This is a genomic window from Dyadobacter beijingensis DSM 21582 (assembly GCF_000382205.1).
Lineage (GTDB): Bacteria > Bacteroidota > Bacteroidia > Cytophagales > Spirosomataceae > Dyadobacter > Dyadobacter beijingensis.
Genome location: NZ_KB907786.1, coordinates 111,038 through 137,137, shown reverse-complemented (window position 1 = coordinate 137,137; position 26,100 = coordinate 111,038). Strand labels below are relative to the sequence as shown.

24 protein-coding genes are annotated in these 26,100 nt (G+C 52.7%); 5 read left to right on the top strand and 19 right to left on the bottom strand.

The features are described from left to right. Window positions 1-140 precede the first annotated feature (140 nt). The 4 genes from H144_RS0100560 to H144_RS31280 are packed head-to-tail and all read left to right on the top strand — an operon-like array spanning window position 141 to window position 6,587. The gene (locus tag H144_RS0100560) at window positions 141-1,607 is read left to right on the top strand and encodes a TolC family protein (RefSeq protein ID WP_019940072.1); all 1,467 of its coding nucleotides are present in this window, start codon (window positions 141-143) and stop codon (window positions 1,605-1,607) included. A gap of 4 nt (window positions 1,608-1,611) precedes the next feature. Then, window positions 1,612-5,967, top strand: coding sequence for an efflux RND transporter permease subunit (locus tag H144_RS0100555; RefSeq protein WP_019940071.1), 4,356 nt, complete (start codon window positions 1,612-1,614; stop codon window positions 5,965-5,967). 52 nt (window positions 5,968-6,019) lie between these two features. Continuing rightward, window positions 6,020-6,361 (top strand): type II toxin-antitoxin system HigB family toxin, encoded by a 342-nt coding sequence (locus H144_RS35045; RefSeq protein WP_019940070.1) that lies wholly within the window; start codon window positions 6,020-6,022, stop codon window positions 6,359-6,361. Then, window positions 6,324-6,587: a hypothetical protein gene (locus H144_RS31280; RefSeq protein WP_169409359.1), complete on the top strand. Its 264-nt coding sequence runs from the start codon at window positions 6,324-6,326 to the stop codon at window positions 6,585-6,587. The genes H144_RS35045 and H144_RS31280 overlap by 38 nt, the downstream gene beginning before the upstream one ends. A 61-nt stretch (window positions 6,588-6,648) precedes the next feature. On the opposite strand, the gene H144_RS0100540 is transcribed toward H144_RS31280, so the two are convergent. Both H144_RS0100540 and H144_RS0100530 read right to left on the bottom strand, forming a co-directional pair. Further along, the gene (locus H144_RS0100540; RefSeq protein WP_019940068.1) at window positions 6,649-7,224 is read right to left on the bottom strand and encodes a DUF4136 domain-containing protein; all 576 of its coding nucleotides are present in this window, start codon (window positions 7,222-7,224) and stop codon (window positions 6,649-6,651) included. A 316-nt stretch (window positions 7,225-7,540) separates the two neighbouring features. Then, a complete protein-coding gene (locus H144_RS0100530; protein ID WP_019940066.1) occupies window positions 7,541-8,908 on the bottom strand; it encodes a Gfo/Idh/MocA family protein in 1,368 nt (455 codons plus the stop codon). A 99-nt stretch (window positions 8,909-9,007) separates the two neighbouring features. Between H144_RS0100530 and H144_RS0100525 the strand changes: the two genes are divergently transcribed. Next, entirely contained in the window at window positions 9,008-9,517 is a 510-nt protein-coding gene (locus H144_RS0100525) for a DUF6934 family protein (protein ID WP_374754572.1), read from the top strand. Here H144_RS0100525 and H144_RS0100520 read toward each other — a convergent pair. From H144_RS0100520 to H144_RS0100440, 17 genes are all read right to left on the bottom strand, one after another. Next, window positions 9,495-9,701 (bottom strand): hypothetical protein, encoded by a 207-nt coding sequence (locus tag H144_RS0100520; protein ID WP_019940064.1) that lies wholly within the window; start codon window positions 9,699-9,701, stop codon window positions 9,495-9,497. The genes H144_RS0100525 and H144_RS0100520 overlap by 23 nt on opposite strands. Continuing rightward, window positions 9,698-10,147 (bottom strand): DUF6932 family protein, encoded by a 450-nt coding sequence (locus H144_RS0100515; RefSeq protein ID WP_157504371.1) that lies wholly within the window; start codon window positions 10,145-10,147, stop codon window positions 9,698-9,700. The genes H144_RS0100520 and H144_RS0100515 overlap by 4 nt, the downstream gene beginning before the upstream one ends. A gap of 15 nt (window positions 10,148-10,162) precedes the next feature. Further along, on the bottom strand, window positions 10,163-11,104 hold the full coding sequence (locus H144_RS0100510; protein ID WP_019940062.1) for a sugar ABC transporter substrate-binding protein: 942 nt from the start codon (window positions 11,102-11,104) through the stop codon (window positions 10,163-10,165). Between the two features lie 68 nt (window positions 11,105-11,172). Next, window positions 11,173-12,105 carry an ABC transporter permease gene (locus H144_RS0100505; RefSeq protein WP_019940061.1) on the bottom strand — a complete coding sequence of 311 codons (933 nt, stop codon included), beginning with the start codon at window positions 12,103-12,105 and terminating at the stop codon, window positions 11,173-11,175. Between the two features lie 153 nt (window positions 12,106-12,258). Then, a complete protein-coding gene (locus tag H144_RS0100500; protein WP_019940060.1) occupies window positions 12,259-13,761 on the bottom strand; it encodes a sugar ABC transporter ATP-binding protein in 1,503 nt (500 codons plus the stop codon). Between the two features lie 82 nt (window positions 13,762-13,843). After that, window positions 13,844-15,004 (bottom strand): Gfo/Idh/MocA family protein, encoded by a 1,161-nt coding sequence (locus H144_RS0100495; RefSeq protein ID WP_026350286.1) that lies wholly within the window; start codon window positions 15,002-15,004, stop codon window positions 13,844-13,846. 162 nt (window positions 15,005-15,166) lie between these two features. Beyond that, on the bottom strand, window positions 15,167-16,201 hold the full coding sequence (locus H144_RS0100490) for a TIM barrel protein (RefSeq protein ID WP_019940058.1): 1,035 nt from the start codon (window positions 16,199-16,201) through the stop codon (window positions 15,167-15,169). Between the two features lie 178 nt (window positions 16,202-16,379). Next, window positions 16,380-17,594 carry a hypothetical protein gene (locus H144_RS0100485; protein WP_026350285.1) on the bottom strand — a complete coding sequence of 405 codons (1,215 nt, stop codon included), beginning with the start codon at window positions 17,592-17,594 and terminating at the stop codon, window positions 16,380-16,382. Window positions 17,595-17,654: 60 nt separating this feature from the next. Next, complete coding sequence (locus tag H144_RS0100480) at window positions 17,655-18,752, bottom strand: aldose 1-epimerase family protein (protein WP_019940056.1); 1,098 nt, start codon at window positions 18,750-18,752, stop codon at window positions 17,655-17,657. 87 nt (window positions 18,753-18,839) lie between these two features. Further along, the gene (locus tag H144_RS0100475) at window positions 18,840-19,652 is read right to left on the bottom strand and encodes an alpha/beta fold hydrolase (protein ID WP_019940055.1); all 813 of its coding nucleotides are present in this window, start codon (window positions 19,650-19,652) and stop codon (window positions 18,840-18,842) included. 43 nt (window positions 19,653-19,695) lie between these two features. Then, the gene (locus H144_RS0100470; RefSeq protein ID WP_026350283.1) at window positions 19,696-20,523 is read right to left on the bottom strand and encodes a sugar phosphate isomerase/epimerase family protein; all 828 of its coding nucleotides are present in this window, start codon (window positions 20,521-20,523) and stop codon (window positions 19,696-19,698) included. 31 nt (window positions 20,524-20,554) lie between these two features. Continuing rightward, a complete protein-coding gene (locus tag H144_RS0100465; RefSeq protein WP_019940053.1) occupies window positions 20,555-21,604 on the bottom strand; it encodes a ThuA domain-containing protein in 1,050 nt (349 codons plus the stop codon). 24 nt (window positions 21,605-21,628) lie between these two features. Next, on the bottom strand, window positions 21,629-22,480 hold the full coding sequence (locus tag H144_RS0100460; protein WP_019940052.1) for a sugar phosphate isomerase/epimerase family protein: 852 nt from the start codon (window positions 22,478-22,480) through the stop codon (window positions 21,629-21,631). A gap of 89 nt (window positions 22,481-22,569) precedes the next feature. Next, entirely contained in the window at window positions 22,570-23,337 is a 768-nt protein-coding gene (locus H144_RS0100455; RefSeq protein ID WP_026350282.1) for a 3-keto-disaccharide hydrolase, read from the bottom strand. 217 nt (window positions 23,338-23,554) lie between these two features. Next, on the bottom strand, window positions 23,555-24,706 hold the full coding sequence (locus H144_RS0100450) for a beta-1,2-mannosidase (protein WP_019940050.1): 1,152 nt from the start codon (window positions 24,704-24,706) through the stop codon (window positions 23,555-23,557). Window positions 24,707-24,810: 104 nt separating this feature from the next. Next, window positions 24,811-25,410: a YceI family protein gene (locus H144_RS0100445; RefSeq protein WP_019940049.1), complete on the bottom strand. Its 600-nt coding sequence runs from the start codon at window positions 25,408-25,410 to the stop codon at window positions 24,811-24,813. 116 nt (window positions 25,411-25,526) lie between these two features. Beyond that, window positions 25,527-26,096, bottom strand: coding sequence for an RBBP9/YdeN family alpha/beta hydrolase (locus tag H144_RS0100440; protein WP_026350281.1), 570 nt, complete (start codon window positions 26,094-26,096; stop codon window positions 25,527-25,529). Window positions 26,097-26,100 lie beyond the last annotated feature (4 nt).

The following is a 26,100-nucleotide window of genomic DNA, read 5'->3' as shown; positions in this document are numbered from 1 at the left end:
TACTTTACAAAAATACGCGCGGAATCTGGAAACATTTAGGAAGGATAATAACGTAATAAACAGCTCTTTGCAGGCATCCGTTTCCCAAATGTTTCCAGAATTGGGCTCTAATTTCGGCTAAAAATCTCTTTACCCGAATTATGAAGCACTCCCAGTATCACCCCGTTTCCCGCCTGTTCCCGCCGGGAAATGCGCACTCCAAGGAAAGGTTCACACACCGGATCTTCAACATCAAAAGCGGCTGGCTCGCGTTGGTTTTTGCCATGCTTGCATGCATTCCCGCCTACCCGCAGCAGATCAAACTGCACGAGGCCCTCGAACAGGGAAAGGGCAATTTCCCTTTCCTGAAAGCCAAACAGGCTGAAATTCACGGCGCTGAGAGCCGTATCAAGTCCGTCAAAACGGATTACCTGCCCGCATTTATCGTGCAGGACCAATATACCTATGCCACCAGCAACAGCGTGGCCGGGGCATTTCTGCCCAATGAGGGCAGCGCATTGTCGCCCTCCGGCGGTATCCGGCCCGAAAATTATTACACGGCCACATTCGGCAGTTTTACGACGGCAATGGTCGACTGGAGGGTTTTTAATTTTGGAAAAATAAAGGCCAATGTAAACGCCGCCAAAGCCGATCTCGCCCGCGCCCAGGCCGACTATGAAAATGAATTGTTCCAGCACCAGGTCAAAATCATCGACGCATATCTGCTGCTGCTGATCAACCAGAAACTGGTCGGCGCACAGCGCCAGAACCTGGAAAGGGCATTGATTTTCAAACGTGTCACGGACGCCGCCGTCAGTTCGGGTATGCGCCCGGGCGTCGATAGCTCGCTCGCCGCGGCGGAATATGCCAAGGCGCAATTGCTGCTCCTCGAAAGCCAGCGGTCCGAAAAAGCGCAGCGATTGCGTTTCTCCGAACTCACCGGCGAGTTGCGCGACAGCATTCAGGTGGATACGATGGGTTTTTACTCCCAGCTTCCTGCTGTTCCAGGCGACGCGGCTTCGTTTTTGAAAAATCCCGCATTAAGGTTCTCGCAGGCACAAATCGATGCCTCATTGGCCCGCAGCGTAGCCGTGAAGCGTTCCTATTTGCCATCCGTTTCGCTCGTAGGCGCCGGCTGGGGCCGTGGTTCGGGCGTTTCGAATAAGGACGATTCCTTCCGCACCGACTTTTCGAGCGGGGTTAAATACCAGGTTTACAATTATCTCTTCGGCATTTCGACCCGCTGGAACCTGACCAACATTTTCAAGGTCAGGAACGATTACCACGCGGAGCAATTCCAGGTAGAACGTTTCAAATCCCTGTACCAAACCCAGCAGCTGCAACTCGACCGCCAGTCGCGCGAATCGGAGATCCAGTTCCAGCTTTCACTCGCGCAGGCACGCCTCACGCCCGTGCAGCTCGCAGCCGCGCAACGGGCTTTCAACCAGGCCGAAGCGCGCTACCAGAGCGGTATGACCGACCTTTTCACGTTGGCACAAAGCGTCAATGCATTGAACCGCGCCGAGGTCGACAAGTTCGTCACCAACGGCAATGCCTGGCGCTCGCTCCTGCTCAAAGCCGCAGCCGCGGGTGACCTCGAAATTTTTCTGAGCCAGATAAACCCATAATATTATGTACCAACTCATCAGAACTGCCCTCCGACAGCCCATTTCCATCGTGGTGGTCGTGATCGGCATCCTATTCTTCTCGGTATTATCGATCCGGAGCATTCCGGTCGACATTTTCCCAAACCTCGACCTGCCTACCATTTACGTGGTACAGCCCTACGGCGGTATGGCACCCGACCAGATGGACGGCTTCATCGCCACCCGCTACCAGGACCACTTCCTGTACGTCTCGGGTATCCGCGATGTGGATGTGAAAACGATCCAGGGCTTGTCGTTGATCAAACTCTCCTTCTACCCCGGCACCGATATGGCGCAGGCGGCGGCGGAGGTCGCCAACAACGTTTCCCGCGCGAAGGCCTATATGCCCGAGGGAACCGTGCCGCCGCAGGTAGTCCGGTTCGACGCCAGCTCCGTGCCGATCGGGCAGATGGTTTTTGAAAGCGCCAGCCGCTCGCTGAACGAGATCCAGGACTTCGCATCGTCGCGGGTACGTCCGATGTTCAGCCGCATTGAAGGTGTTTCCAGCCCCCCGCCATTTGGTGGTAACCAGCGTACGATCGTCGTCCGTGTAGACCCGGAGCGCATTCGCAGCTACCATCTGACGCCCGAAGAGGTGATCAAATCCATTATTGCCAACAACCAGCCATCCCCGGCCGGTAACATCCGCATGGGCGACAAAACTTTGATGACGCCTGTTAACTCGCTTATCAAGAAGCCGGAAGACTTTCTGAATATCCCCATCCGCGTAGGCGCAGGTCCTACCGTGTTCATCCGCGACGTAGGCATGGTGGAAGACGGCGCCGACGTGACGGTAAGCTATGCATTGATCAATGGCCGTCGGGCGGTTTATATTCCCGTGGTCAAGAAATCCGATGCTTCCACGCTCGATGTGGTGAACAATATCCGCGCTGCATTGCCGCAATTGCGGAACGCCGTGCCGGAGGATGTGAAGATTTCGTATGAATTCGACCAGTCGGTGTATGTGACCAACTCGCTCAAAAGCCTCATTACGGAAGGTATCCTCGGTGCCTTGTTGACGGGCTTAATGGTATTGCTGTTCTTGAAAGACTGGCGGAGCGTGATCATCGTGATCGTCACCATCCCGATTTCCATTCTTTCGGCCGTGATATTGATGAATTTGTTCGGTCAAACGATCAACATCATGACTTTGAGCGGCCTCGCATTGGCTATCGGGGTGCTCGTCGACCAGGCGACGGTGACGATTGAAAACATTCACCAGCACCAGGAAATGGGCAAGCCGAAGGAACAGGCCATTTGGGACGCTTGTAAGGAAATCGCATTCCCCGAGTTCCTGATTTTGCTGGCGATCCTGGCCGTTTTCGCGCCGTCTTTTGTCATGAGCGGCATTCCAAGGTCGATGTTCCTCCCGCTATCGCTGGCCGTGGGTTTTGCGATGATCGCGTCTTTTTTGCTGTCGCAAACATTGGTACCGGTGCTTTCCAACTGGCTTTTGAAAGACCATCCGCACCACGAAGCGCCTACTCTGGCATTGGATAACCGCGAAATCGAGGATGTGATCGAGGAAGGTGCACACCCCTCGTTGCCGCCGACCGGTTTCGAGAAATTTAAATTGAAATACCTGAATGTACTCAACGGCATCATGGGCAAGCGGCTGATCGTGCCCGTGTACCTCGTCGGCACCATTGCATTGATCGTCGGCGGGTTCTTCCTCATCGGTACCGATATTCTGCCCAAGGCCAACAGCCACCAGTTTCAGATGCGTATGCGGGTACCGGACGGTACGCGTGTGGAGCGCACGGAACAGGCCACATTGAAGGTTTTGAACCTGATTAAATCGGAGGTAGGAAAGGAAAATGTGGAAATATCCTCGGCTTATGTGGGTACAGTGCCTTCCAGCTATGGTACTTCCAATATTTTCGTGTTCAACAGCGGTCCGCACGAAGCGGTTTTGCAGGTGTCATTGAAGGAAGAGTATCCTGTTAAAATGGACGCATTGAAAGAAAAACTGCGGGCGAGGATCGGGAAGGAAATCCCTAACCTGGCCATTTCATTTGAACCGATCGAGCTGGTGGATAAGATCATGAGCCAGGGCGCTTCGACGCCGATCGAAGTAAGCGTGGCCGCGAAAGATGTGGAAGAAGCCGGCCGGTTTGCCCGTAAAATCCAGAAGGAAATGCAGCATATCGCATTCCTGCGCGACGTTCAGATCGCCCAGCCATTGCAATACCCTGTGCTGGATGTAAAAATCGACCGTGAAAGGGCGGGACAGTTAGGCATTACCTCCACGCAAGTGGCGCGTTCGATGGTCGCAGCCACATCTTCCAGCCGATTTACCGACAAAAACCTCTGGCTCGACGATGCCAAAGGCCTTGCCTACCAGGTACAGGTTCAGATACCGGAGTACCAGATGACTTCCGTGGAGGACATTGGCACCATCCCGTTGAAAACCGGCGTGAGCAACCCATTGCTGGCCGATGTAGCGACATTCTCCGAAAAAACCGCTCCCGGCGAATACGACCGCGCCGGCCCCAACCGGCTAGTAACTGTAACTGCCAACATTCACAAAAAAGACCTCGGGGCAGCCACAACCGCCGTTCAGAAGGCGATCAGGAACGCGGGCGAACCGCCGCGCGGGGTAATTGTAGAGCTGAAAGGCCAAACGGACCTTTTGACGGAGACATTGAGCAGCCTGCAAACGGGTTTGTTGATAGCGGTGGTGATCATGTTCCTTTTGCTGGCCGCTACTTACCAGTCGTTCAAACTGTCGCTCGTGGTACTTTCGACCATTCCTGCTGTGGTGGTAGGCTCCATTGGCTTGCTGCTGATCACCGGCGCGACGCTGAACCTGCAATCATACATGGGCCTCATCATGTCCGTGGGGGTATCCGTCGCGAATGCGATTCTGATGGTGACCAATGCCGAAAACCTGCGGTTGAAATTGCAGGATGCGCACAAGGCCGTGACGCTGGCAGCCGGCAGCCGTATCCGTCCGATCCTCATGACCAGTATCGCGATGATAGCCGGGATGGTACCGATGGCTTCGGGCCTCGGTGAAGGCGGTGACCAGATCGCGCCGCTCGGCCAGGCGGTAATCGGCGGGCTCATCGCCTCTACGCTGGCATCGCTGCTCATTTTGCCGGCGGTATTCACATTGGTACAGCGCAAAGCGTCCGTCAATTCGGTATCGCTCGACCCCGAAGATCCCGAAAGCAATTTCTTCCGTAAAAAACTCCAAACATCCGTTTCCATGAACACCCTGAAATCCATTCTGGTATTGATCGCTTTCGCCGCCGGCATGAGCGCATGCAGCAGTACCGCCGAAACAAGTGAAAAACACGAAGCGAAAGCAGCAGAACAGCCCGCCGTGGAGCTGGCCCATGTCAAAAGCATGAAACCGGCGAAACAGATCGCATTGCCCGGCGAACTGAAACCCTGGAACAAGGTGAGCATTCATCCGAAGGTGAAAGGATTTGTAAAAACGGTCAATGTCGACCGCGGGACTTTTGTCAGGAAAGGTCAGGTATTGTCGGTACTGGAAGCGCCGGAGGTCATCTCGGAACTTAGCCAGGCAAAAGCGCAACTCATCGCCGCCGAAGCCGCATTGCAACAGACCACCACACGCTACCAGGCCAGCGCATTGACATACAGCCGCTTGCAAAAAACCAACCGCACGGAAGGGGCCGTGTCGCTCAATGAACTCGATCTCGCCAGAGCCCGCGCCGCCGCCGACAGCTCCGCCATGGCCGTGGCCAAAGGCAACGTGCAGGCCTCGAAATCTTTCCTCGATACGAAAACCGAACTCTCGCGCTATCTGACGGTAACCGCGCCATTCGACGGCATTATCACCGAGCGGAATATCAGTCCGGGTGCGCTGGTAGGGCCGGGCGAAGGCGGTGCGAAGCCGTTATTCATCCTGGAAGACAATACAAAGCTCCGTCTGACGCTCGCGATCCCCGAAAACATGTCGAGCGCCATCCCGAATAAGGGCGAGGTCAGTTTCACGGTATCGGCCAGTCCTGAAAAAATATACAAGGCATCCTACGCCCGCAGCTCACGCACATTATCCGAAGAAAACCGCTCGATGATCACGGAATTCGATGTCAATAACCGCTCAAACGAGTTGAAGGCCGGCATGTATGCGCAAGTGCAGCTGAGCACCGAGCGGACGGGCAACACGCTGTTCGTGCCCGTCACGGCCGTCGTCAATTCCAGCGAGCAGGTGTTCGTGATCCGCGACAAATCCAAAAAAGCGGAATGGGTACCCGTAAAGCGCGGCATCGTGGTTGATACGCTCGTAGAAGTCTTCGGGGACCTGCATGACGGAGATGCGATTGTGAAGAAGGCATCGGAGGAATACCGGAACGGGGAGGCCTTGTAGGTTTTAACCGTAACATCAGCCGTTCGTTCATTGGAGCGGAAAAGTGGTCGCGATGCCACTTTTCCGCTCTATTTTTGTTAAAAACCACGCATACTATTATATGAATGTGATCAGTTTCAGAAAATTGAAAGAATTTTACGAAATTCATCCTGATTCCAAACCTTACCTGACCTCGTGGTTCAAAACCGTTAGAAAAGCGGAGTGGAAGGATTTCAATAGTGTAAGAAGTGATTTCAGAAGTGCAGATATGATTGCCGACAGCCGGATTATTTTCAATGTCAAAGGCAATCGGTACCGAATGGTAACCCGCTTAAGCTTTGAACATAGGCGAATCATGATCAAATGGCTTGGGACGCATGCAGAATATAACCGCATTAACGCAAAGACAATCTGAGATGGTAGACGTAAAACTGATCGAGACGGAGGAGGAATACAACGGGGCCGTGCGCCGTCTAGACGCATTGTTCGACGCGCCAGCCGGCAGCGCCGAAGCGAAGGAAGCAGACGTACTGGCATTGCTGATCAGCCAGTATGAAGAAGAGCATTATCCGATCGATGAGCCTTCGCCTGACGAATACGCTCAAATTCGCATAGAAGAAATGGGAATTAACGAAGATTGAGCGCTACAAACAAAAAAAAATGCCGGACTTGCGTCCGGCATTTTTTATGTAAGCTTCAAAACTACTTCCTGCTGTAAGTATCCATCGTCGCTTCGGGGAAGGATCTCAGGATGTCGCCCATGGTGTTTTTGATCATCGTGTTCTGATCTTCTTTTTTGGTCGGGGCTTTTACTTTGCCGGATGCCCAGCCTTGCCATACCATGCGTTCGCTGGTTTTCTGGTAGATGTTCAGGATGAAGCGGCTTTCCTGGTAGTTATAAGTGGAAATGTTGTTGCCACCGCCATACCACCACATATAGGGCGAGTACATATTATTGGAGCGGATCTGCTGACGTTCCTTCACGTCGGTCATGAAACGTACGACGATCTCGGGATTCTTATTGTCCAGCTTATAACCCTTGGCTTCCATTACTTCTACTACCGCGTCGCCCAGCCTTCTGCGGTTCAGCTCGCTGCCCAAAAGCGGGTCCTGCTCCATATTATGCTCAGCCTCCACCTTGAAGGTTTTGAATTGTTTGAGGTTCACCGACGAATCGTAATCGTAACTGACTTGAAGGGCATTGCTGCACGCCATCATGAATACTCCCGCCACAACCGCCATGCCGGCGGATTTTATCAACTTCACTACGGTTTTCATTGTGCTTTGAGTTATTTGGTTTGTTTACGTTATTCTGACAGTTTACGAGGGTAAATGGTTTAAATGCCTTCGAAACATCTATTAAACTTACAAACAATTAAAACCGATATATCGATCCTGAAAAATACTTAATCTGATGCATTTCAAACGTTTGCATGAAAATTTTTACCCTCCTTTTACCAATACCGGCCGCAGCCGCTTTCTGTTGCATCCCACACCATTAAAGACGACTTGCTGCGAAACAAAAACGCGCCCGGATTTAGCCGGACGCGATGTACTGGGAATATATGGGGACCACGAACTTTAATGACCTATCCTAGACATGTTTATAGTCTGGATGCTTGTATGGAGCCCGGTATGCGCGGGCGAGCAGCGCGTTGGCTTCTCTATCTCCCACAATTTCGCGTTTTATCGGATCATAAACAATCGAACGGCCTGTTTTCATCGAAAGATTTGCCAAAATGCAGCTTGCCGTCGAAATATGGCCCTCTTCGATGTCCGCCACCGGTCTGCCGTTGTTCTCGATCGCCGCCAGGAAATCGAGCATGTGGAGACGCGTGGCAGGGGCAGCATTCAGCTCGATTTTATCCTCTTTCAGGTCTTCGGGATACTTCTCTTTTTCGTAAACGACATCCTTGTGGATTTTTTCGCCTTTGCCCTGCGGAATGAAATCATAAGCCATGGTGCTGGCCCACAATGTGCCTTTTTCACCGTACAAAGTGAATGACCAGGGATAATCCGGGTTGTTAGGCGTGCCCCATGTCCGGTGCTGCCAGACGCAGTTCAGGCCGTCATACTCGAAAATCGCCGATTGCGTATCCGAAATATTGGATTTGCCCTCTTTCTGCACATATATACCACCGGTAGAACTGATTTTTTTCGGCCAGCCGAGTTTCAGCATCCAGCGCACGGTATCGAACATGTGCACGCACATATCGCCGGTTATGCCATTACCGTATTCCATGAACGTCCGCCACCAGCGCACGTGCGGCAGGCCGTCGTACGGACGCAGCGGCGCGGGGCCGGTCCATTTTTCATAATCCAGGAAATCGGGTACCGCTTCCACCGGCGGGTTGCCGTTGGCCCGCATATGATAATAGCAGCACATTTCGACGTGCGAAATCTTGCCCAGCAGGCCTGCATCGACGATATTTTTTTTCGCGTCGATCAAATGCGGCGTGCTTTTACGCTGCGTTCCCACCTGCACCACCTTTTTGTATTTACGCGCGGCAGCGACCATCGCTTCTCCTTCGAGCACATCGACGCTGATCGGTTTCTGGACGTACACGTGCGCGCCGGCCTTCACGGCATCGATCATCTGCAATGCGTGCCAATGGTCGGGAGAGCCGATGAGCACGATATCCATTTCATTTTCGGCCAGCATTTTCTGGTAATCGCCGTACAGCTTTGGCGTCTTACCGGATTTCTGCCGCTGGCTCACCAGTTTGCCCGCTTCGTTCAGTTGATTTTTATCCACATCACACAATGCGATCACCTCCACCGGCGCTACCTGTATCAGTCTGAAAAGATCACTTTTACCATACCAGCCGGTCCCGATCAGCCCCACGCGCCAGGTTTTGGCAGGATTGATCAGGTCCATTCCCTGCGCTCCGAAAGTAGATAATGCCAATGCGGCCGTGGCCCCGTGGAGGAAGCTACGGCGGTTGATATTGAAAGTGTTCATTCGTGATTTTGATTGGTTTTAGGAAAACTGGCACATGCCAATGCCGGTAAAAGGGCGTGCATTGCGGCGTTTTACTTTTAAGGGAAGATTATTTTACATTTGCGGCATCTTCAACACTCAACTTCCTGCATTCGATATGGGACTTCCAATCTTGCCCTTGTGGACGTGCTTCCGGATAGGGAATTGAGTGATATCGCTTCCGATGAGAACAGCCTCGATTTGAAAAAAGTCATGGCAACAGGAGCAGAATGCATACGGCTCTTTCTGAAAAAAAATCCTGATGCGGAACTACAAATTCGGGCTAATACGCCAGAAAAGAACCGTTTATATAGGATTATCATTGCTCGTGAGCTTTCCAGTATTGAAGCAAAAAACGGGTGCTTGCCGATCCAAGGGTTCAGGCTATTATCAAAGAAAAAATGGAGGCTTCCCGGGAGTTTATTGGAAACGGAGGGCTGGAAAGACTTCGCGCTACAAAACGCTAGTCTACTTCAAAAACTCCCCCACATTCCCCTTCGTCACCAGCTGAAACGGAATCAAAACTTCCTTTTCAAACGCCTCTTTCCTAGCCATTCTGCCTGCATCCCTACGCTGCGAGTTTCAATTTAATGTCCATCTCTGCCAAAAGCGTCAAAAGATGCTGTGTAAATTGGAATTTAATTTCTTCGAACTGTGAGATAGCCAGCAAATCGGGTTGCACTTGTGTTTCATGCCTGGCGATGGATGCATTTACACGAATAATCCTTTCCAGCGTGTCCTGTATTTCTACTTGAAGTTGATCAAATGGTCTCATTGTAGCAGCAAGTTTACAATGCCTTTGTTACGGCTCTGACGATCTCGGGTAAGAAAATGTAGCCAGTCTAGCTTATCAAAGTTAGTCAAAAAGTGATTCGGATGCTCTGTTGGATAACTTTTGATAAAATAGATGTCCAAACTTGGGAAGTCCAACTTGATGGAAGCTAGGATACTTTGATTCGAGTCATAAAAAGCATGATCGATAAAACACACTAAATCAATGTCATTAGGATGCAGCTTAAGTGTTGTAAAAGAACCATCAACCCAGATTTTCAGCCTCTCGATCTGCCAATCCAGCACGCGCGCTATAAAATCTCTTAGTTCTATTGCCAATTCGGCCCGCTGACGATTGAAGATAAAAATCTCCTCAAAAGTGGGCCAGCTAAAATCCGTGATTTCTTGCGTGATCAGGTAGCCATTCGTGTCAAATAAGTGTGTGTTCATGTCATACAGTACCATTTATTTCAAAAAACTCCCCACATTCCCCTTCGTCACCAGCTGAAACGGAATTAAAACCTCCTTTTCAAACGCCTCTTTCCTAGCGGCTTTCACCGCCGTTTCGATCGCTTTTCCGCCTTGCTCTTTGGCATTCTGGAATACCGTGGCGTCCAGTGGTCCCCTTTTTACGGCTTGTAATGCGTCGGGGATGGCGTCGACGCTCACTACCAGCACTTTATTTTTCAAACCGGCAGCTTCCAGTGCCTTGACGGCCCCCATGCCCATTTCGTCGTTCTGGGCGAAAATGGCGTTGATTTTATCGCCGTAGGATTGAATCCAGTTTTCGGTGAGCGACATCCCCTTGGCGCGGTCCCATTCGCCGGATTGCTCGGCGAGGAGTTTGAGGCCGGGATTGGCTTTGAGGATTTCCTTCGCACCGTTATCGCGCTTGATCTGAGCGGCCTGGCCCATGAAGCCGTGCATCATCAGCACATTACCCTTTCCCCCCAGCTTTTCGGCGATGTATTTCATCGCAATGCGGGCCGATTCGGTATCGTCCGAGCCCACGAATGCCGTCGGTTTGGCCGAAGTTTCTGAATTGACATTGATGATGGGAATCTTTGCATCCATAGCCAGTTTGACGGCCGGCGAACTGGCCTCTACCTCACAGGGGTTCATGATGATCGCGTCCACGCCCTGGCCGATGAAACTCTCTACCTGCTCCACCTGCTTCAACGCCGAACGTTCGGCGTCCACCGTGATCAGTTCCACACCCATCTCTTTCGCCTTCGCCTCCATTGCGTCGCTTACATTCACGATAAATTCGTTCTGCATGCTCAGCATCGTCGCGCCGATCACCAGCTTCTCGCCGCGGCCATCACCGGATTTTTGATCAGACGATTGATTACAGCCCGCCAGAAGACCGGTAGCAATGAGTATAGCGAAAATTGCGTTGCGTTTCATGAGTCCAATGTCATTAAGCCATCGGCCGTCAGTGTTCGGCCGTCGGTGGTCAAATTTATATTTTTACCCTAATCCTTTTTTCCAACCCCATCCAGCACCACGGCCCCGATGATGATGACGCCCATCACGACCTGCTGGTAATAGGAAGTCACATTCAGCAAATCCAGACTATTGCTGATCACGCCGATGAGCAATGCGCCGATCAGTGTACCGGTCATCGTACCTGTGCCTCCGGCTGTGCTGGTACCGCCGATAATCGCCGCGGCAATGGCATCCAGCTCGAAACCCGCCCCGGCATTAGGTTGGCCGGTCGTAATGCGGGATGTCAGCAGGATACCGCCCAATGCAGAAAGCAGCCCGCAAATCGTATATACCCACATTTTTACCCGGCTCACGCGTATACCCGACGCGCGCGCCGCAGGCTCGTTGCCCCCGACCGCATACATGTACCGCCCGAGAATGGTTTTATTCAATACGACAGAGCATACCGCGAACGCCACAATCAGGATGATGATCGGGAATGGGATGCCTGCGATATTGCCGCCGCCGATAAAGTTGAACTCGTCCGAAAGGTTGGAAACCGGCCTTCCCTTACTGAGGATCAATGCAAGCCCGCGGCCGATGGTCATCGTGCCCAGTGTGACAATGAATGGCGGCACTTTGCTTTTGGTAATTACCAATCCGTTGAAAGCACCCATTGCTGAACCGGCTGCTAATCCAACCAGTAAGGGCACGACCAACGGGTAAGCGTCAGGATGGGCAAATGTGGCCGCCGCCACGCCGGTCACGGCCACCATTGACCCGAGCGATAAGTCAATACCGCCGGTAATGATCACAAACGTCACGCCGAAAGCCAGCAACGCATTGATCGAAACCTGGTTGCCGATGATCAAAAGGTTGGAAACGGTAAAAAACTTCGGCGTACTCAGCGCCAGCACGAGGCATATCAATGCAAATGCGAGAAAAATGCCGTACTGGCCCAGTTTGGAGAGTCTGTTCATGCGTTTGTTGGGTATTGCACAGATTTCGTTTCGACGGCCGACGGCTAACCGCGGACGGCCTTACTCTGTTAGATAATTGCAATTCGTAAATTAATTATCCCTCATTCATCGGTCATCGGTCGTCAGCGGTCGGTCGTCGGCAGTCGGCACCTTTTACCCTACCGCATACCGCATAATCACCTCCTGCGTCGCTTCGGATTTCGGCAGCAGCGCCATTTGTTTGCCCTTGGAAAGTACCAGAATACGGTCGCTCAGGCCGAGGATTTCCGGCAGTTCCGATGATATCATGATGATCGCCATGCCCCGGTCGGCGAGGCTGCGGATCAGTTTGTAAATTTCGAATTTCGCGCCGACGTCGACACCGCGGGTCGGTTCGTCGAGAATGATGAGCTCCGGCGAGGCAAGCAGCACTCTGCCGATGACGACTTTTTGCTGGTTGCCCCCGCTCAGATAAGTTACATGCTGCCCGGTACCGGCCGTTTTGATCTTCAAATCGGCGATCATTTTTTCGGTAGCCGATTCTTCGCTTTGTTTGTCGATAAAACCGCCTTTGCGGTGATTGTTCATGCTTGAAAGCGTGATATTGTCCTTCACCGACATTCTTGGAATAAACCCTAACCCCTTCCTATCCTCACTGACATATCCAACACCCCTGTCGATCGCCTCACGCGGCGTCCGCGCACGAAGCGGAGAAGTTTTCAGGGTAATTTCCCCCTCATCCCATTGGTCAAGCCCGAATATCGCCCTGGCGATCTCCGTTCTCCCGGCGCCCATTAACCCTGCCAGTCCTACTATTTCACCGGATTTTACAGTAAAACTGATATTCGAGAACTTGCCCGCCCTACCCAGGTTTCGCACCGATAGAACTTCCTCGCCTACCGCTTGCGTCGCCTCGGGGAACATTTGAGCGATCTCGCGGCCCACCATCATGGCGATCAACGCATTGTGATTGAGCTCCGCCGCGGGTTTGGTGCCGATGTACTTCCCGTCGCGCAGCACGGTAATTGTGTCCGAGATCCGGAAAATCTCGTCCATTTTGTGGGAAATGTAAATAATACCGACGCCCTGCGCTTTCAGATCGCGGATGATCTGGAACAATGTGGCTACTTCCTTGTCCGAAATGGCGGAAGTAGGCTCATCCATGATGATGACCTTCGCATTGTTCGAAATGGCTTTCGCGATCTCGACCATCTGCATTTGCGCCACGCTGAGATGTTTCATTTTCGCATCCGGCGCAATGTTCACCCCCATTCGATCAAGCAAAGCCGCCGCACGCTGGTTAATTACCGAATCATTCAGCCAGCCCGAAAGCCAGCCGCTTTTACCGGAAAGCTCCTTTTCCCTCCCCAGGAAAATATTCTGTGCTACGGTCAGTTCGGGGATGATCAGGATTTCCTGGTGGATCATGGAAATGCCTTTTTTCAAAGTCTCATTCACATTGTTTCCTGCCAGGTTTGTGCCTTCCAGCAAAACCTCCCCGGAATCCGGCGCAACAAGCCCGATCAGGATTTTCATCAAAGTGGATTTCCCGGCCCCATTTTCACCCATTAAGGCATGCACTTCCCCCTTTTTCAGGTCAAAATGGATATTGTCCAGCGCTTGCACGCCGGAGAACGACTTGGAAATTTCCCTAACCCTGAGAATATGATCGGCCATCGCAGAATGGAAACTGAGGCTTTCACCTCATCCCGACTGGCAGGATATGGTCAAAGCCTCAGATTATGAATGCATTATTGTATTAACCTTCCCAATGTACGCCGGTATCTTTCCAGCTTTTGGAAGCCGCCGAATCGAGTACCGCTTCACACACCTTCTGTGTTTCATAAGCGTCTTTGAACGTCGGCGAGCATGGTTTGCCGGTTTGCAGGCTTTCGAAGAAATCGGCTGCCTGGTGTATAAACGAGTGCTCGTAACCAATGCTGGTTCCCGGAATCCACCAGCGCTTCATGTAAGGCTGGTCGCCGTCGGTAACGAGGATGGAACGCCATCCGCGCACGATCGAATCGTCGCTATGATCGAAATATTCCAGGCGGTTCAGGTCATGCAAATCCCAACGGATGGAAGCATGTTCACCGTTGATTTCAAATGTATAAAGCGCTTTGTGGCCGCGTGCGTAACGCGTCGATTCGAAAAGGCCTAGTGAGCCGTTATCGAAATGGCAATGGAATATACAGGCATCGTCGATGCCTACTTTCTGCACTTCGCCGGTACCGGTGTGCTTGCGCTCTTTGATAAATGTCTCGGTCACAGCTGATACGTCCTTGATGCCGCCGTTGATCCACATCGCCGTGTCGATACAGTGCGCGAGCAAATCGCCCGTTACGCCGGAACCGGCCGCGTCTGCATCGAGGCGCCAGGTAGCCGTTCCGCCCTGCGGTACGTCCGGGCTGATCGTCCAGTCTTGCAGAAAGTTTGCACGGTAATGGAAAATGCGGCCCAGTTTACCTGAGTCCACGATTTGCTTCGCCAAAGTCACAGCGGGAACGCGGCGGTAGTTGTACCATACCGTGTTTTTAACACCCGCGGCTTCGATGGCGTCCACCATTGTTTTAGCTTCTGCCAATGTACGTGCCAAAGGTTTTTCGCAAAGGATCATTTTGCCCTTCGCGGCCGCTGCCAATGCGATCTCGGCGTGCGTATCGTTCGGTGTACAAATATCCACCGCGTCGATATCGTCGCGCTCGATGATTTTGCGCCAGTCGGTTTCGTACGATTCGTAGCCCCATTGCTCGGCGAAAGCTTTCACTTTCTCCTCATTGCGGGAGCAAACGGCTGCCAGTACCGGGCGGTATTCGAGTTCCGGGAAGAAGTCCCCGATTCTTTTATAACCATTGGTATGCGTGCGGCCCATCAAACCGGAACCGATCAGGGCAACGCGTATTTGTTTTTTTTCTGACATTGGTTTTATTGGTTGGGGCTTTCGGCGTGTTGCTTCGAGCCTTAGGTTTTTGGAATATTGTTTTGACCGCCGATATTGGTACAGTTACCGCACAACGGTTTTCTGCATTACAAGCGATCGGCGGTCGGCTGTCAGTGGTCGGCTGTCAATTTTTCACGATCATCACGCCTGCCACCCATGCGCGTTACGCACCTTCACGAGCGCGGCGAGGATGTCGTTCCATGTTTCCTGCTTGTACATTACCTCGTTCGGGAACATACAGCCATCCCAGCAGATATGGCGGAATGCGCGGGTAAGCTCTCCCTTCTCGTCGCGGAGCCAGAAACCGGCGTGGTGCACGATATCGAGCTTGCCGTTCGGGTCGGTGGCGAGGCAGTGGCGACCGGTTTTATCGTGTGAGCCGGTTCCGTGCACCGTTCCGTCGTTTTGTGCTACGTGGAAATCGATGGTCCAAGGACGCAGAGCGGCGGTCATTTTCTTGAAAGCTTCGTCCAAAGTAGCGCGGTCTTCCCACTGGAAATCTGCGGGCAGAATGCGGTCTTCCGGCGCATTGTATCCCAGCAAATACAGGAATGTGTGCGACATATCAGCCTGGAAACCGACGTTCGGTCGGTCAGTCGCTTCGAGTGTGTCGATCATCGCTTTCCAGCTGTGCATACCGCCCCAGCAGATCTCGCCTTCGGCAGCCAGGCGCTCGCCGAAATCAGCGGCCACGTCGGCAGCACGACGGAAAGTTTCCGCAATTTGTTTGGTATTGCCTTTCGGGTCAGCCGACCATGCTTCCGGCGAAGCGGCCGAATCGATGCGGATCACGCCGCCCTGGCGCACACCGGCGTCGCGGAGTTGCTTGCCGAATTCGCATGCCTTACGCACCTGCTCCACAAACGTATCGCGCGCTTCCTTGCTGCCCATGGCCGAACCGGCCCATACATTGGCGACGAGACTGCCCGCTTCGAGGTTATAGCCCGCCAGCTTGTCGGCCAGGCGCTTTCCGCCATCGGCTGCATTGAGGTATTCACCAATATGCTCGTCGAACAAACCGATATCGACACCGTCGAATTTCACGCCGTCCACTTCCGCTGCTGCGGTTTTTTCCAGCAATGTATCAAACGGAATAATCGGCTCTGAGTCAGAACCTTTGCCCACGATGCCAGGCCATGTGGCATTATGGAGTTTGGGGAAATTATTTTCAGGCATGGTTTGAGGAATTTTAGTTTTTATGGAAAATAGCTCCGGAGGAGCCCCCTGTTTATAGCAACATGTCCGATCTGATATCTGGCTCCGTAGGTGCCTCCTGCGCATCAGGCGACTCCGATGGAGTCTTCAATATTCAATTCTTTCCTCTTTGCTAGAAACAGGGTGCCCCGCTGGGGCATTAGAGTATCAAATCCGGATTTCCGGGACCGAAGTGTTTCAAAATCACAATCGGATCTGTTTTCGACGGGTTGCTGATCACTACGCCTTCCGTAGCCGCTTTTTCCGTTACGAAATATTCGTCGTTGGTGAGCTGTCCGTAGCGGATCAATGCAGGGGTTTCGATATCCCACACCCCGAATTTGCCGTGGCCCTGCATGACGATCATTCCGTATGCCGCAGCATCTTTGATCGTCACCGTCTGGCCCGGCAACACGGTCAGTTCCTTGGCGCTGTAAGCCTCGTTTTTATAGCAAATCCAGTTTTCACTGTATCCTTCCGCCTCCATTTCAGCCACATCTTTGACCGGTTTAGGACGCATGAAATGCTTTTCCATCAGATTGGGATTGACGTTCAAATCCCAGTCGATTACCTCCATCAGCAGGTCGTAGTCACCGATTCTGTCCTTCGGCGTTCCCTTCCAAAGCAACTCTTCCGGAATAACCGCCTCATTCACAAGCGATTGATACATCGCGAAAATATCCGACGCTTTTTGAGGCTCGTAGGTACACAAGCTACCTGGCGCGTGCAACATGCCGGGAGGCACATCCCAGCCTGTTCCCGGTTCCAGACGAAACGCCTGGGAGTAATTGGTAATCTTGTTATCGCCCTTGGTAAAGTTCATCAGACACTCCTTGATCTGCTCTTTGGTCGTACCGGGGGCGATACCGATGAATGTGTATGGAAAATCGCCACCGTGGTTATTCAGCTGAGGCGGAAAATAGTAGGCTTCCGGCTTGCCGTTCTGGCCCACCATCGCCGCGTGCTCGTCCCTGTGGTGAATATGGTGCGGAAGCGGCCCCATATTGTCAAAAAACTTGGAGTACATGGGCCAGCTTTTGTATTGGTCCCAAAGTCTGTCGCCGATAATCTGGCCTTTCAGCTCTTCCACCGCATCGCGCAATGTCACTTTTTGAACGCCTGATTCATCTTCCAAAACGATTTGGCTCAAACCTTCATTTTCGCCTGTCAGCGGCCCATTTTCCGCAGGAGTTGTGGATGACAACCAACGCTCATCGATACCGCCACGCTCTCCGCCCAGCACATAATAATCGTCGGGGTGTAATTTGATCCTGCGGCCGGGAACGCAAAACGAACGCGGCACCCATGTCGGCGCCAGGCGCAAAATGCCTTTTCCCTGCTCCAACGCCTTCTCAGCTATACTTGAAAGTCCCATTGTTTTTGTATTAAAGAATTGGTTTTGGTTGAATTAATATATTCCGGCGCTGTGCACCGGTTACGACACATTTACTTTCAATTCAAACTCTTCGATCTCTTCTTTCGTCGTCAGCACGCTCAGTTCCAGGTCATATTCCCGTGTCTCTTCCGGTTCGAGGAAAATGAGCGTCCCGTCTTCGCGCGCCTTTGCCTGGCCCGAGAGCGGGTGTGTGCTGGGCTCGATGCCGGTGACATATTCCCCTTTGCCCCAATGCTGCCAGTTGGCGAGCCAGGGGAGTTGGTGTTTTTTGAATTTCAATGAAACCGCGAGCCCGAGCTGCCCGTTATGCAAGCCGCAAATGCTGTCGCCGAAAATATCCGAATCCACGTCGATCAATGCTACTTCCTCGCCGCTGCCCAAATGGCTTTCCAGTGGTGCAGGGGCTTTTTTGAATGCATTACCGTCCTTAAAAATCTTCGCATTTTCCGCGCCGTGTCGTGGGAACCATTGCCCGTTCCAGAGAATATCCGTACCCTCGTCCACCAACGGCCAGCCGAAGTTGAAATGATAAAGCAGCATGTGCGGCGCGGCGGTATTGGCTTTGTTGATCACCTCGTCATGAATGCGCAATCTGGCTTCGCCCAAGGTCGCTGAAATGGTTCTTCTAAGTTCCAAACTTGGCCCGAATGGCCGCGTTTCGCGGATAATGCCGGTGATGCTCATGTCGTATTTCCCGGCGCGCAGGTCGGGCTGTACGATGGAGACGATCTCCGCGGGCTGGTTACCGATCAAGCCGTGCAAGCCGCGGTCGCCGAAGCTGTCCGACTCGGGGCCGCCCGCATGCGAGAGGCCGCAGGTCGTGAGCAGACCGCCGCCGAACGTGCGGAGCCAGTCGATGCCCTTGTCCGAAAACGGTTGCGGGGAAGTAATGCCGCCGTGGCTGATCCACGCCAGGCTGTGTTGGTTGTGAAACGCCTCGGCGATGTCCATCGCCCGGTCGATCACCACCTTAAACCGCAGCCCTGCGCCGGTGTTGATCCACGCAATGCGGGTTCCGCGCCCAGCGCCATTGTCCAGCACGGAAGTTTCGATACCGCCCACTTGTACAGGGTTCGATACCTTGTTCTTCCAGTCCTCCGCCTGCCTTCCGGTGCCTTTCGAATCGCCGATCTCCATTATATCTTAATTAAACTGGTAATTATCTAAACCTGAAAAAGGCGCAAAATGCCTTATTTTAATGCTTTTTACTGAAAAAATGCGGGATCAGGCTACCGGTACGCGGCTCAGCCAGTTCCTCACACGGGCATTGAAATCTTCTGTATTTTCAAAATGAAATGCGTGGCCGAGCTCGTCATACAGGAAGAGTTCGGCGCCCGGAATCCCGCCGGCGACCTCTTCTGCCATCCATACCGGCGTAAAAATGTCTTCCCTGCCCCCTATCACCAGCGTTGGTGCCGTAATCCTGTCCAAGTCCGGCAATGCATGGTGGTTAATACAAGCCGCGGCCTGCCCTTCCAGGCCGTGTAATGGCTGCGGAAACGGGTTGAAAGCATCGATACGCCGTCCGTTTTCAAGGTCTTCGTGCTGCTTCGCGTCATCCCACGACTTTTTGGAAAAAATCAGCAGCTGAATATACAAACTGAACTCCTCCGGCCGGAAACGCGCCTTGGCATTCGCGATATGCTGAAAAAGGCTTTTGGCGTAGTTGTCACACCGCGCCCACGGGCACATGAGCACGAGCGATTTTACCTTTTCAGGATGACGGATCGCCAGCTGCTGGGCAATGGTACTGCCCATCGAGCAGCCTACTACATGCACATTTTCCAAACCCAGCGAATCCAGCAACCCGGCATAATCGTCGGCCATTTGCTCGGTCGAATACGGTCCAGCCGGTTTGTCCGTCAGCCCCACGCCGCGGTTATCGCCGATAATGCAGCGAAAATGATGTTTCCAGTCGGCCACATGCACGTTCCACACCGACCCCGGCGCGGTAATGCCCATAATGAGCAGCAAAGGCTCCCCGGAACCGCGTTCCTCGTAGTAAAAATTGATACCGTTGGTTTTTATTGTAGGCATAGCGCTGGAATGCTTCGTTATTTACCGACCGTCGGCGGTCAAATCACTTCAATGAGGGAATCAACTCCTGCTGAATCCATTTTCCGTCGTGCAGGGTTACGAAATCCGGGTCTTCTAGGGCTTCTTCGCCTTCGTCTTCGCAGATGATCCAGCCGGTATAATTGATGTCTTTCAGCCACTGGGTAACGCCCGGCAGATCCACCTTTCCTTTGCCCATTAATGTAAACTCAGGGGCGCCGTTCCAGTCTTTGTAATGCACGTGGTTGATGAGCGACTGGTACTCCTTCATTTTCGTAAGCGGGTCCATGCCGCCGTTGATAATGTGGCCCACATCGGGCGTCCAGCCGGTTACCGAGGCATCCAGGCCGCCGAGTACGATTTTGTAATCCTCTTCGGTGCGGATAATGGAGCTATGCGGCGAGTTGGGATGGTAGCTGCACGGCACGCCTTTGTCGGCCGCGCGGCGCGATACGGTGTTAACGATATTGATGAGGCGTTGCTGGCGCTCCTGGATGTTATGCCGGCCCGTCGGGATTTGTACGGTGTTCAGCACGGCCCCGGGGAAGCGTTGCAGCACGCGGATGGCGTGGTCGGCCACTTCGCGCTCGCGCTCAGTTTCCTCAGCTTCATTCCAGTCCAGTGCGAGAGCCAATGCGGCCAGTTCGATACCTTGTTCTTTGAGTTTGGCTTCGAGCAGATCGGGATCCTGGAGGTCGCCCATCCAGGTAAAAATGGGTTGGATGCCCGTGAAACCCGCTTTCGCGATGACTTCAATCATATGTCCTAACCGGCCTTGGTGCGTTTGGCCGCTGTTGCTCATGAACCAGGTGTAAACCTCTGACCCAAAGCGAAATGGAAGTTGCTGAGACATTAAAAAGTTTATTTTTTCAATTAATAAAAAATCATTTGGATTTCTTCTTCACGACCTCGCCCGGCATAATGAGCGAATCCCACCCGGCTAGATCTGACGGCTTTACATTCGCCTTGTACCCGCTGAAATTGAAGGTAGTGGGTTTGTAAGGGCCTACAAATGCAATGTCGTTGGTCGGTTTAATGTCCTTTTCAAGCCCCAAACCCCAGAACATCGCATTCACGACCATTCTTCTGAAACCGTCATTGAGCAAATCTTCGGAAGCACCATGCGTCGTCGTAAATGCCCGGCCCTTTTTGCCGCCTTCCATTTGATAATCATGAATCCAGGCAACCGGTAGCAATTCTTTGGTCGGATCGGCGGGCGAATCGGCCGTCATGCCGTTCAGTACCTGCCCGCGTGCCAGCACCGTGCCTTTCGGCTCGGCCGTGTAGCCGCCGGATTGTACCCACATATCCTGCACACCGCGCATAATAGCGTGGCTGGCCTGCGCTTTTTCGACGATGATTTTGGAAGATTGTTTATGGTTGGTACCGTAATGCGACACCCAGGTTTCTCCGAGGATATATTCCCCGAAACCATCTTTCCAGGCCGTTTTCGGGCCTTTGTAGTTCCAGGTATAATGCTCCCACTTCGGATCGTTTTTGATTTCAAATGCGTGGGTGGAAGTCCGGAATGCCACGATCGGGCCGCCGCGTTTCAGGTAGTTCTCGAAATGCTGCATTTCCTTGTCCTCAAAATGTGCGAAACGCATGAATAACACCATCAGATCGGCCTTATCGAGCACGTCGAGGCCTTTGACATTCGAGCTGCCGGGGTAAATGTAGCCGCTGGAGTCCAGCGCGTACACGACGGTGCACGTGAACCCGTAGCGCTTCGCCATGATGCGCGCCAGTGCTGGAAGCGATTCTTCGCCCCGGTACTCATGGTCGGTGGCGATGAAAACGATGTTCTTACCCACCCCCGGGCCCTTGTCGCCTTTATACACGACCCGGTGTTTCGCGGGGTCATCCTGCGCTTTGGAGCCGAAAGTGACCAATGCAATGCCGAGCGCCAGCATTGATTTCAAAAGATTTTTCATAAACCCGGCTGAAAAAGGTGGTTATCAGAGCCCGTGTTTCAGGCCCATTTCGCGGATGAATTTGTAGCCGTTCTCGGCAATATCCCACGGCTCGTTGAACTCCCGCCAAACGCCGATCGCATTCGCAAAACCCGGATCGTTACGCGAGAATGCCTCGATCGTCAGCCAGCCGTCATATTTAATGGCCGCCAATGCGGCGAAGGCATCGTCCCACTTTACCTGTCCCGTACCCGGCGTACCGCGGTCGTTCTCGCTGATATGCACGTGCGCGAGCACGGGCGCGATGGTTTGCAATGCGTTCAGGTAACTTTTTTCCTCAATATTGGAATGGTGCGTGTCGAACATCGCCCGCACGTTCGGATGGTCGGCGGCTTTCACCAACTTAAGCAGCTGCTCCATGGTGTTGCACAAATAGCATTCGAAACGGTTGAGTGCTTCCAATGCGAATGTGATATTGGCCTGAGCCGCGTAATCGGCTGCGGCGTTCAGCACTTCGCCTGCCAATGCATATTCCCGGTCGTTGGCCGGGCGGTTTACAAACACGGTATGCGCCGAATGGAACGGCCCGCAAATGACTTTCGAATTGAGGTCATGCGCACGGTCCACAGCCCATTTGATCTTGTCCAATGCTCTTCCGCGGACCTCGGCCGAGTCGTTCACCGGGTTTTCGTCTGCGCCCAGCGTCATGACCGCCGTTGTTTCGAGGCCCAGGTCTTTGACAAAACTTCCCATCCGCTGGTAAGCTGCCGCTTCCTGCGGGCCTAAATAGAACTCGACGCCGTCGTAGCCTATCGTTTTCAATCTTTCTATGATCGGGAACAGGTCGTCCGAAACTGCCGCCGTCCAGGCCAGCACATTAAATCCGATTTTATTCATTACAAGGGCTTTATGCTTTAAGCCTTAGGCTGTAAGCGCTGCATTAAAAGGTTTTACCGACCGACGACAGCCGACGACCGGTGTTCTCACTAATATTGTTTGATGCGCAGGTCCTTGTACTCGACCTTCATCGGCGGACCCACGTGTACTTGTACCCCTAAAAGGCCTTTTTTGGCGCCATTTACCGTGTCATTGTCGGTAACGTCGCTCATCAGGACGCCATTGATGTAATGTTGCAGGTGATTTCCCCTGACGATCAGGTGGAAAGTATTCCAGTCCTCGCTCTTGATCAACGTTTTCAAAGAATCGGAGGAGCCGAGCGAGCCTACCACTTCAAAACCAGTCCAGGCGTTTTTGGAAACATTCTTCCGGACGCCTTCCGCTGATTTTTCGCCGGTATATTCCTTGATCACCGTTTTCTGGCCGCGGTAGGCCAATGTGGTGCGCTTGCGCTCTTCGTAATTTTGCCCGGTGTAGTTGTTTTTACCGTCGATATCGGCCTGGTAGCCCTTTAATGCGAAGGGGACATCGGTGAGCTGCTCGCTGCGGTAGTTGATACCCGAGTTGCCGGCGGCCGCGATTTTAAACGAACCTTTCAGTTCGAAATCGCCCGGTTCTCCGCCGCGCCAGATGATGAATGAGTTGGTTTTCAGAAGGGTTTCCGGCGTGATTTCGCCCACGAGGGAGCCGTTTTCCACACGCCAGTATTTGGGATCACCGTCCCAGCCTTTGAGTGTTTTTCCGTCGAAGATGGATTTGAAGCCTTTTTCGGCTTTTTGCGCAAAAGTGTCGACCTGGCTGGTGAGGGTCATCGCGGCGGCCAGGAGCATTCCGGCCTTGAAAATTCTGAAACTCATTGTGATCGCATTTATAGGTTTAGTGACTCCGGAACTACTGACTTCCCTTACTTCAAGGGATATTGCGGCATTAAGTTCTCTTAAAAAAGCAGAAATTAATATCCAAAAATTCCTAAAAATATCTGATGCACTATCCTGTACTAACCTGCCCGGCCGTAGGCCCATTGATGCGAAGCGCATGCTTCGTGCCCGCTATGCCGCAGTGCTCCTGCTCTGCCTACCTGTTCGGAATCGGGTCGCCGGGCACTTTTTGCGCCGGATCGTAAACCGCCACACCTACGCGCGAGTCGGCGCAGCCATAATAGAGCAGCCATTTCTTTTTGTGGTACACCATTCCTTCAATGAAAACGGTGCCAGCCACATATTGCCCGCTTTTCTCGAACGGTTCCATCGGACGGAAAAACGGCGTGTCGAGGCGTGCCAGGACTTTGGTAGGATCATTTTTATCTAACAACACCTGGCCGGCGCAGTAACTGTTCGGCGTGTAACGCTTGTCGCCGTCCTCGCCTTTGTCGTTTTTACCGTTATAGAGTAGTACAATGCCTTTGTCCGTCAGGATGGCGGGCGGGCCGCACTCGGTCAGGTTGCTGTCGAAATAGCCTTTGCGGGGCGAAATCAGGTTCAGGAGTTCGCCTTTGCTATCCACTACGGGCTCCCAGTTGATCAAATCGGTGGAGGTAGCCACATTCACATTGGCTTCCCCGAAATAGAGCCAGTATTTGCCGTCGATTTTGGCGATTACCTGCTTGTCGCCCACGAGCTTAGTGAGGATCGAGCCTGATTTTGTCCAGATATTATTGAACTTGCCCCCGTAAGCTTCACGGAATGCCGGGCCGTATTTTTCCCAGGTAAGCAGGTCGTGCGAGGTGGCGATGCCGAGCCGGGCCTTATCCTTGTTCCATTGGGTGTAAATCACCACATACAGGCCGTCTTCGGTGACCGCCACGCGCGGGTCTTCGCAGCCGCCGGGCCATTCGTTTGCTTTCTGGCTGTCCTCGGCCGGAAATAACACGGGCTGCTTGCGCCTTTTGAACCGGATACCGTCCTCGCTTTCGGCATATCCGAGCCGCGACGTCCGCATACCGATCGCCTTGCCCGCCTTGTCCTCGGCACGGTAAAGCACGACGATCTTGCCATTCTTCATCGTAGCCGCAGGATTAAAAGTATCATTGGATTCCCAATCGACCTGGCGCTTGTTCATCGGGCAGAAGAAACGTGAATTGCTGTCAGGCGATATGACCGGGTTCACGCCGGCGGGACGTTTGAAGCCTCCGAATGCCCAGTCGGGCAGCTTGTTTTCGGTTTGGGCAAATACCTGTCCGGTAATGATCGATGTGCATATAGCGATACCAGCGATAAAATTTTTCATAGAATTACTATCAGTTATCAAATCTCAATTTTCAAATATAGACGAAAAAAAAATCCGGTCTGATCGCTCAAACCGGATTTCCGTGTCTTTTAAATATTCGCTGATTATTTGTTCGCAACCAGATTTACGTCCAGCGTAAAGTCGTTGTCGATCGCCTTGTCGCCGAGGTTTTCGAAGAAATTCGTCGAGCGGAATTTGATATCGTATTTTGTGCGGTCGATGCTCACTTTCGCGTTTGCGGTCACCTTTTTGGCATCTGCGGTTACGGTTGCGGGGAATTTCACGTCCTGGGTAATGCCCTTGATGGTGAGCTTGCCTGTTACGTCATACGCATTACCGCCCTTCGGTGTAACCGACGAGATCACCAGTTTCGCCTGCGGATGTTTCTCTACCGAGAAGAAGTCGTCGCTTTTGAGGTGATTGGTCAGTTTGCCATTCATTTCCTTATCCGTTACATCGGTCACAACCAGTGATTTGATGTCGGCCACAAAACTTCCTCCTTTGAGCTTGTCATTATCAACGATGAGTGTGCCGCTTTCCAGGGGCACGGTTCCGGCATGGGTTCCGGTCACTTTTTTCGCGCCCCAGTTGACGGTGCTCGCTTTGGGATCTACTTTCAAAGTTTTGTCGGCAGCGTTTTTTCCGGGACCGTCGGCAATGGCAGCAACATTGAAAAGCAAACCAGCTGCTGCGAGTACAAACATTCTTTTCATAATAATTTCAATCGTTTAAAGTGTAGAAGAATTGATTTGAAAGATATAAAGAATTAAAGGGACTATTCAGACCATTAACAGGCTTTAACAATCCTTTACGATATTTCTCACGAGCGCGTTGCTTCGCGTTCGAGCAATTTTACGTCCTCGAACTGTTCCAATATTTTCTTCCCCTCTACCCAATCTTCCAGCCCCGAAACGGCATTGATATGCCCTTTCTTGCCGATGTTGATGAAATCACTGCCCCAGTTCGCCGCAAATACCTTCGAGCGGCCGATGGTGGCGTAAATGTCGTTGGTACTGGCCACCACAATGGTTTTGAACGGGATCGCACGCACGGGTATGGGCGTAAATCCCACAACGAAATTCAACCGTTTCGACAGCTCCGCATCCGCCGGCGCTACCAGTAATGCGCCCTTGATAAACTCCGAACTGTGCTCCTGGGCCCAATGCGCCACGGTAATGCAGCCCAGGCTGTGCGCCACGAGGATCGTCGGCTCGGTGAGTTCGCTCACCTGCTTTTGCAGCTGCGCTACCCAATCCTCCTTCACGGGCCAGTCCCAGTTTGCCTGCTGTACGCGGTCGAAACGCTCGGGATATTGCTCTTCCCAGATAGTCTGCCAATGCTGTGGCCCGGAGCTTGCCAGGCCGGGGACGGTCAGAAAGCGCATACTCATTGCT

Bases quoted from the DNA above. Each gene is read 5' to 3' on its own strand.
- H144_RS0100560 (WP_019940072.1), top strand. From the start codon at position 141: ATGAAGCACTCCCAGTATCACCCCGTTTCCCGCCTGTTCCCGCCGGGA.
- H144_RS0100555 (WP_019940071.1), top strand. From the start codon at position 1,612: ATGTACCAACTCATCAGAACTGCCCTCCGACAGCCCATTTCCATCGTG.
- H144_RS35045 (WP_019940070.1), top strand. From the start codon at position 6,020: ATGCCACTTTTCCGCTCTATTTTTGTTAAAAACCACGCATACTATTAT.
- H144_RS31280 (WP_169409359.1), top strand. From the start codon at position 6,324: ATGCAGAATATAACCGCATTAACGCAAAGACAATCTGAGATGGTAGAC.
- H144_RS0100540 (WP_019940068.1), bottom strand. From the start codon at position 7,224: ATGAAAACCGTAGTGAAGTTGATAAAATCCGCCGGCATGGCGGTTGTG.
- H144_RS0100530 (WP_019940066.1), bottom strand. From the start codon at position 8,908: ATGAACACTTTCAATATCAACCGCCGTAGCTTCCTCCACGGGGCCACG.
- H144_RS0100520 (WP_019940064.1), bottom strand. From the start codon at position 9,701: ATGAGACCATTTGATCAACTTCAAGTAGAAATACAGGACACGCTGGAA.
- H144_RS0100515 (WP_157504371.1), bottom strand. From the start codon at position 10,147: ATGAACACACACTTATTTGACACGAATGGCTACCTGATCACGCAAGAA.
- H144_RS0100510 (WP_019940062.1), bottom strand. From the start codon at position 11,104: ATGAAACGCAACGCAATTTTCGCTATACTCATTGCTACCGGTCTTCTG.
- H144_RS0100505 (WP_019940061.1), bottom strand. From the start codon at position 12,105: ATGAACAGACTCTCCAAACTGGGCCAGTACGGCATTTTTCTCGCATTT.
- H144_RS0100500 (WP_019940060.1), bottom strand. From the start codon at position 13,761: ATGGCCGATCATATTCTCAGGGTTAGGGAAATTTCCAAGTCGTTCTCC.
- H144_RS0100495 (WP_026350286.1), bottom strand. From the start codon at position 15,004: ATGTCAGAAAAAAAACAAATACGCGTTGCCCTGATCGGTTCCGGTTTG.
- H144_RS0100490 (WP_019940058.1), bottom strand. From the start codon at position 16,201: ATGCCTGAAAATAATTTCCCCAAACTCCATAATGCCACATGGCCTGGC.
- H144_RS0100485 (WP_026350285.1), bottom strand. From the start codon at position 17,594: ATGGGACTTTCAAGTATAGCTGAGAAGGCGTTGGAGCAGGGAAAAGGC.
- H144_RS0100480 (WP_019940056.1), bottom strand. From the start codon at position 18,752: ATGGAGATCGGCGATTCGAAAGGCACCGGAAGGCAGGCGGAGGACTGG.
- H144_RS0100475 (WP_019940055.1), bottom strand. From the start codon at position 19,652: ATGCCTACAATAAAAACCAACGGTATCAATTTTTACTACGAGGAACGC.
- H144_RS0100470 (WP_026350283.1), bottom strand. From the start codon at position 20,523: ATGTCTCAGCAACTTCCATTTCGCTTTGGGTCAGAGGTTTACACCTGG.
- H144_RS0100465 (WP_019940053.1), bottom strand. From the start codon at position 21,604: ATGAAAAATCTTTTGAAATCAATGCTGGCGCTCGGCATTGCATTGGTC.
- H144_RS0100460 (WP_019940052.1), bottom strand. From the start codon at position 22,480: ATGAATAAAATCGGATTTAATGTGCTGGCCTGGACGGCGGCAGTTTCG.
- H144_RS0100455 (WP_026350282.1), bottom strand. From the start codon at position 23,337: ATGAGTTTCAGAATTTTCAAGGCCGGAATGCTCCTGGCCGCCGCGATG.
- H144_RS0100450 (WP_019940050.1), bottom strand. From the start codon at position 24,706: ATGAAAAATTTTATCGCTGGTATCGCTATATGCACATCGATCATTACC.
- H144_RS0100445 (WP_019940049.1), bottom strand. From the start codon at position 25,410: ATGTTTGTACTCGCAGCAGCTGGTTTGCTTTTCAATGTTGCTGCCATT.
- H144_RS0100440 (WP_026350281.1), bottom strand. From the start codon at position 26,096: ATGAGTATGCGCTTTCTGACCGTCCCCGGCCTGGCAAGCTCCGGGCCA.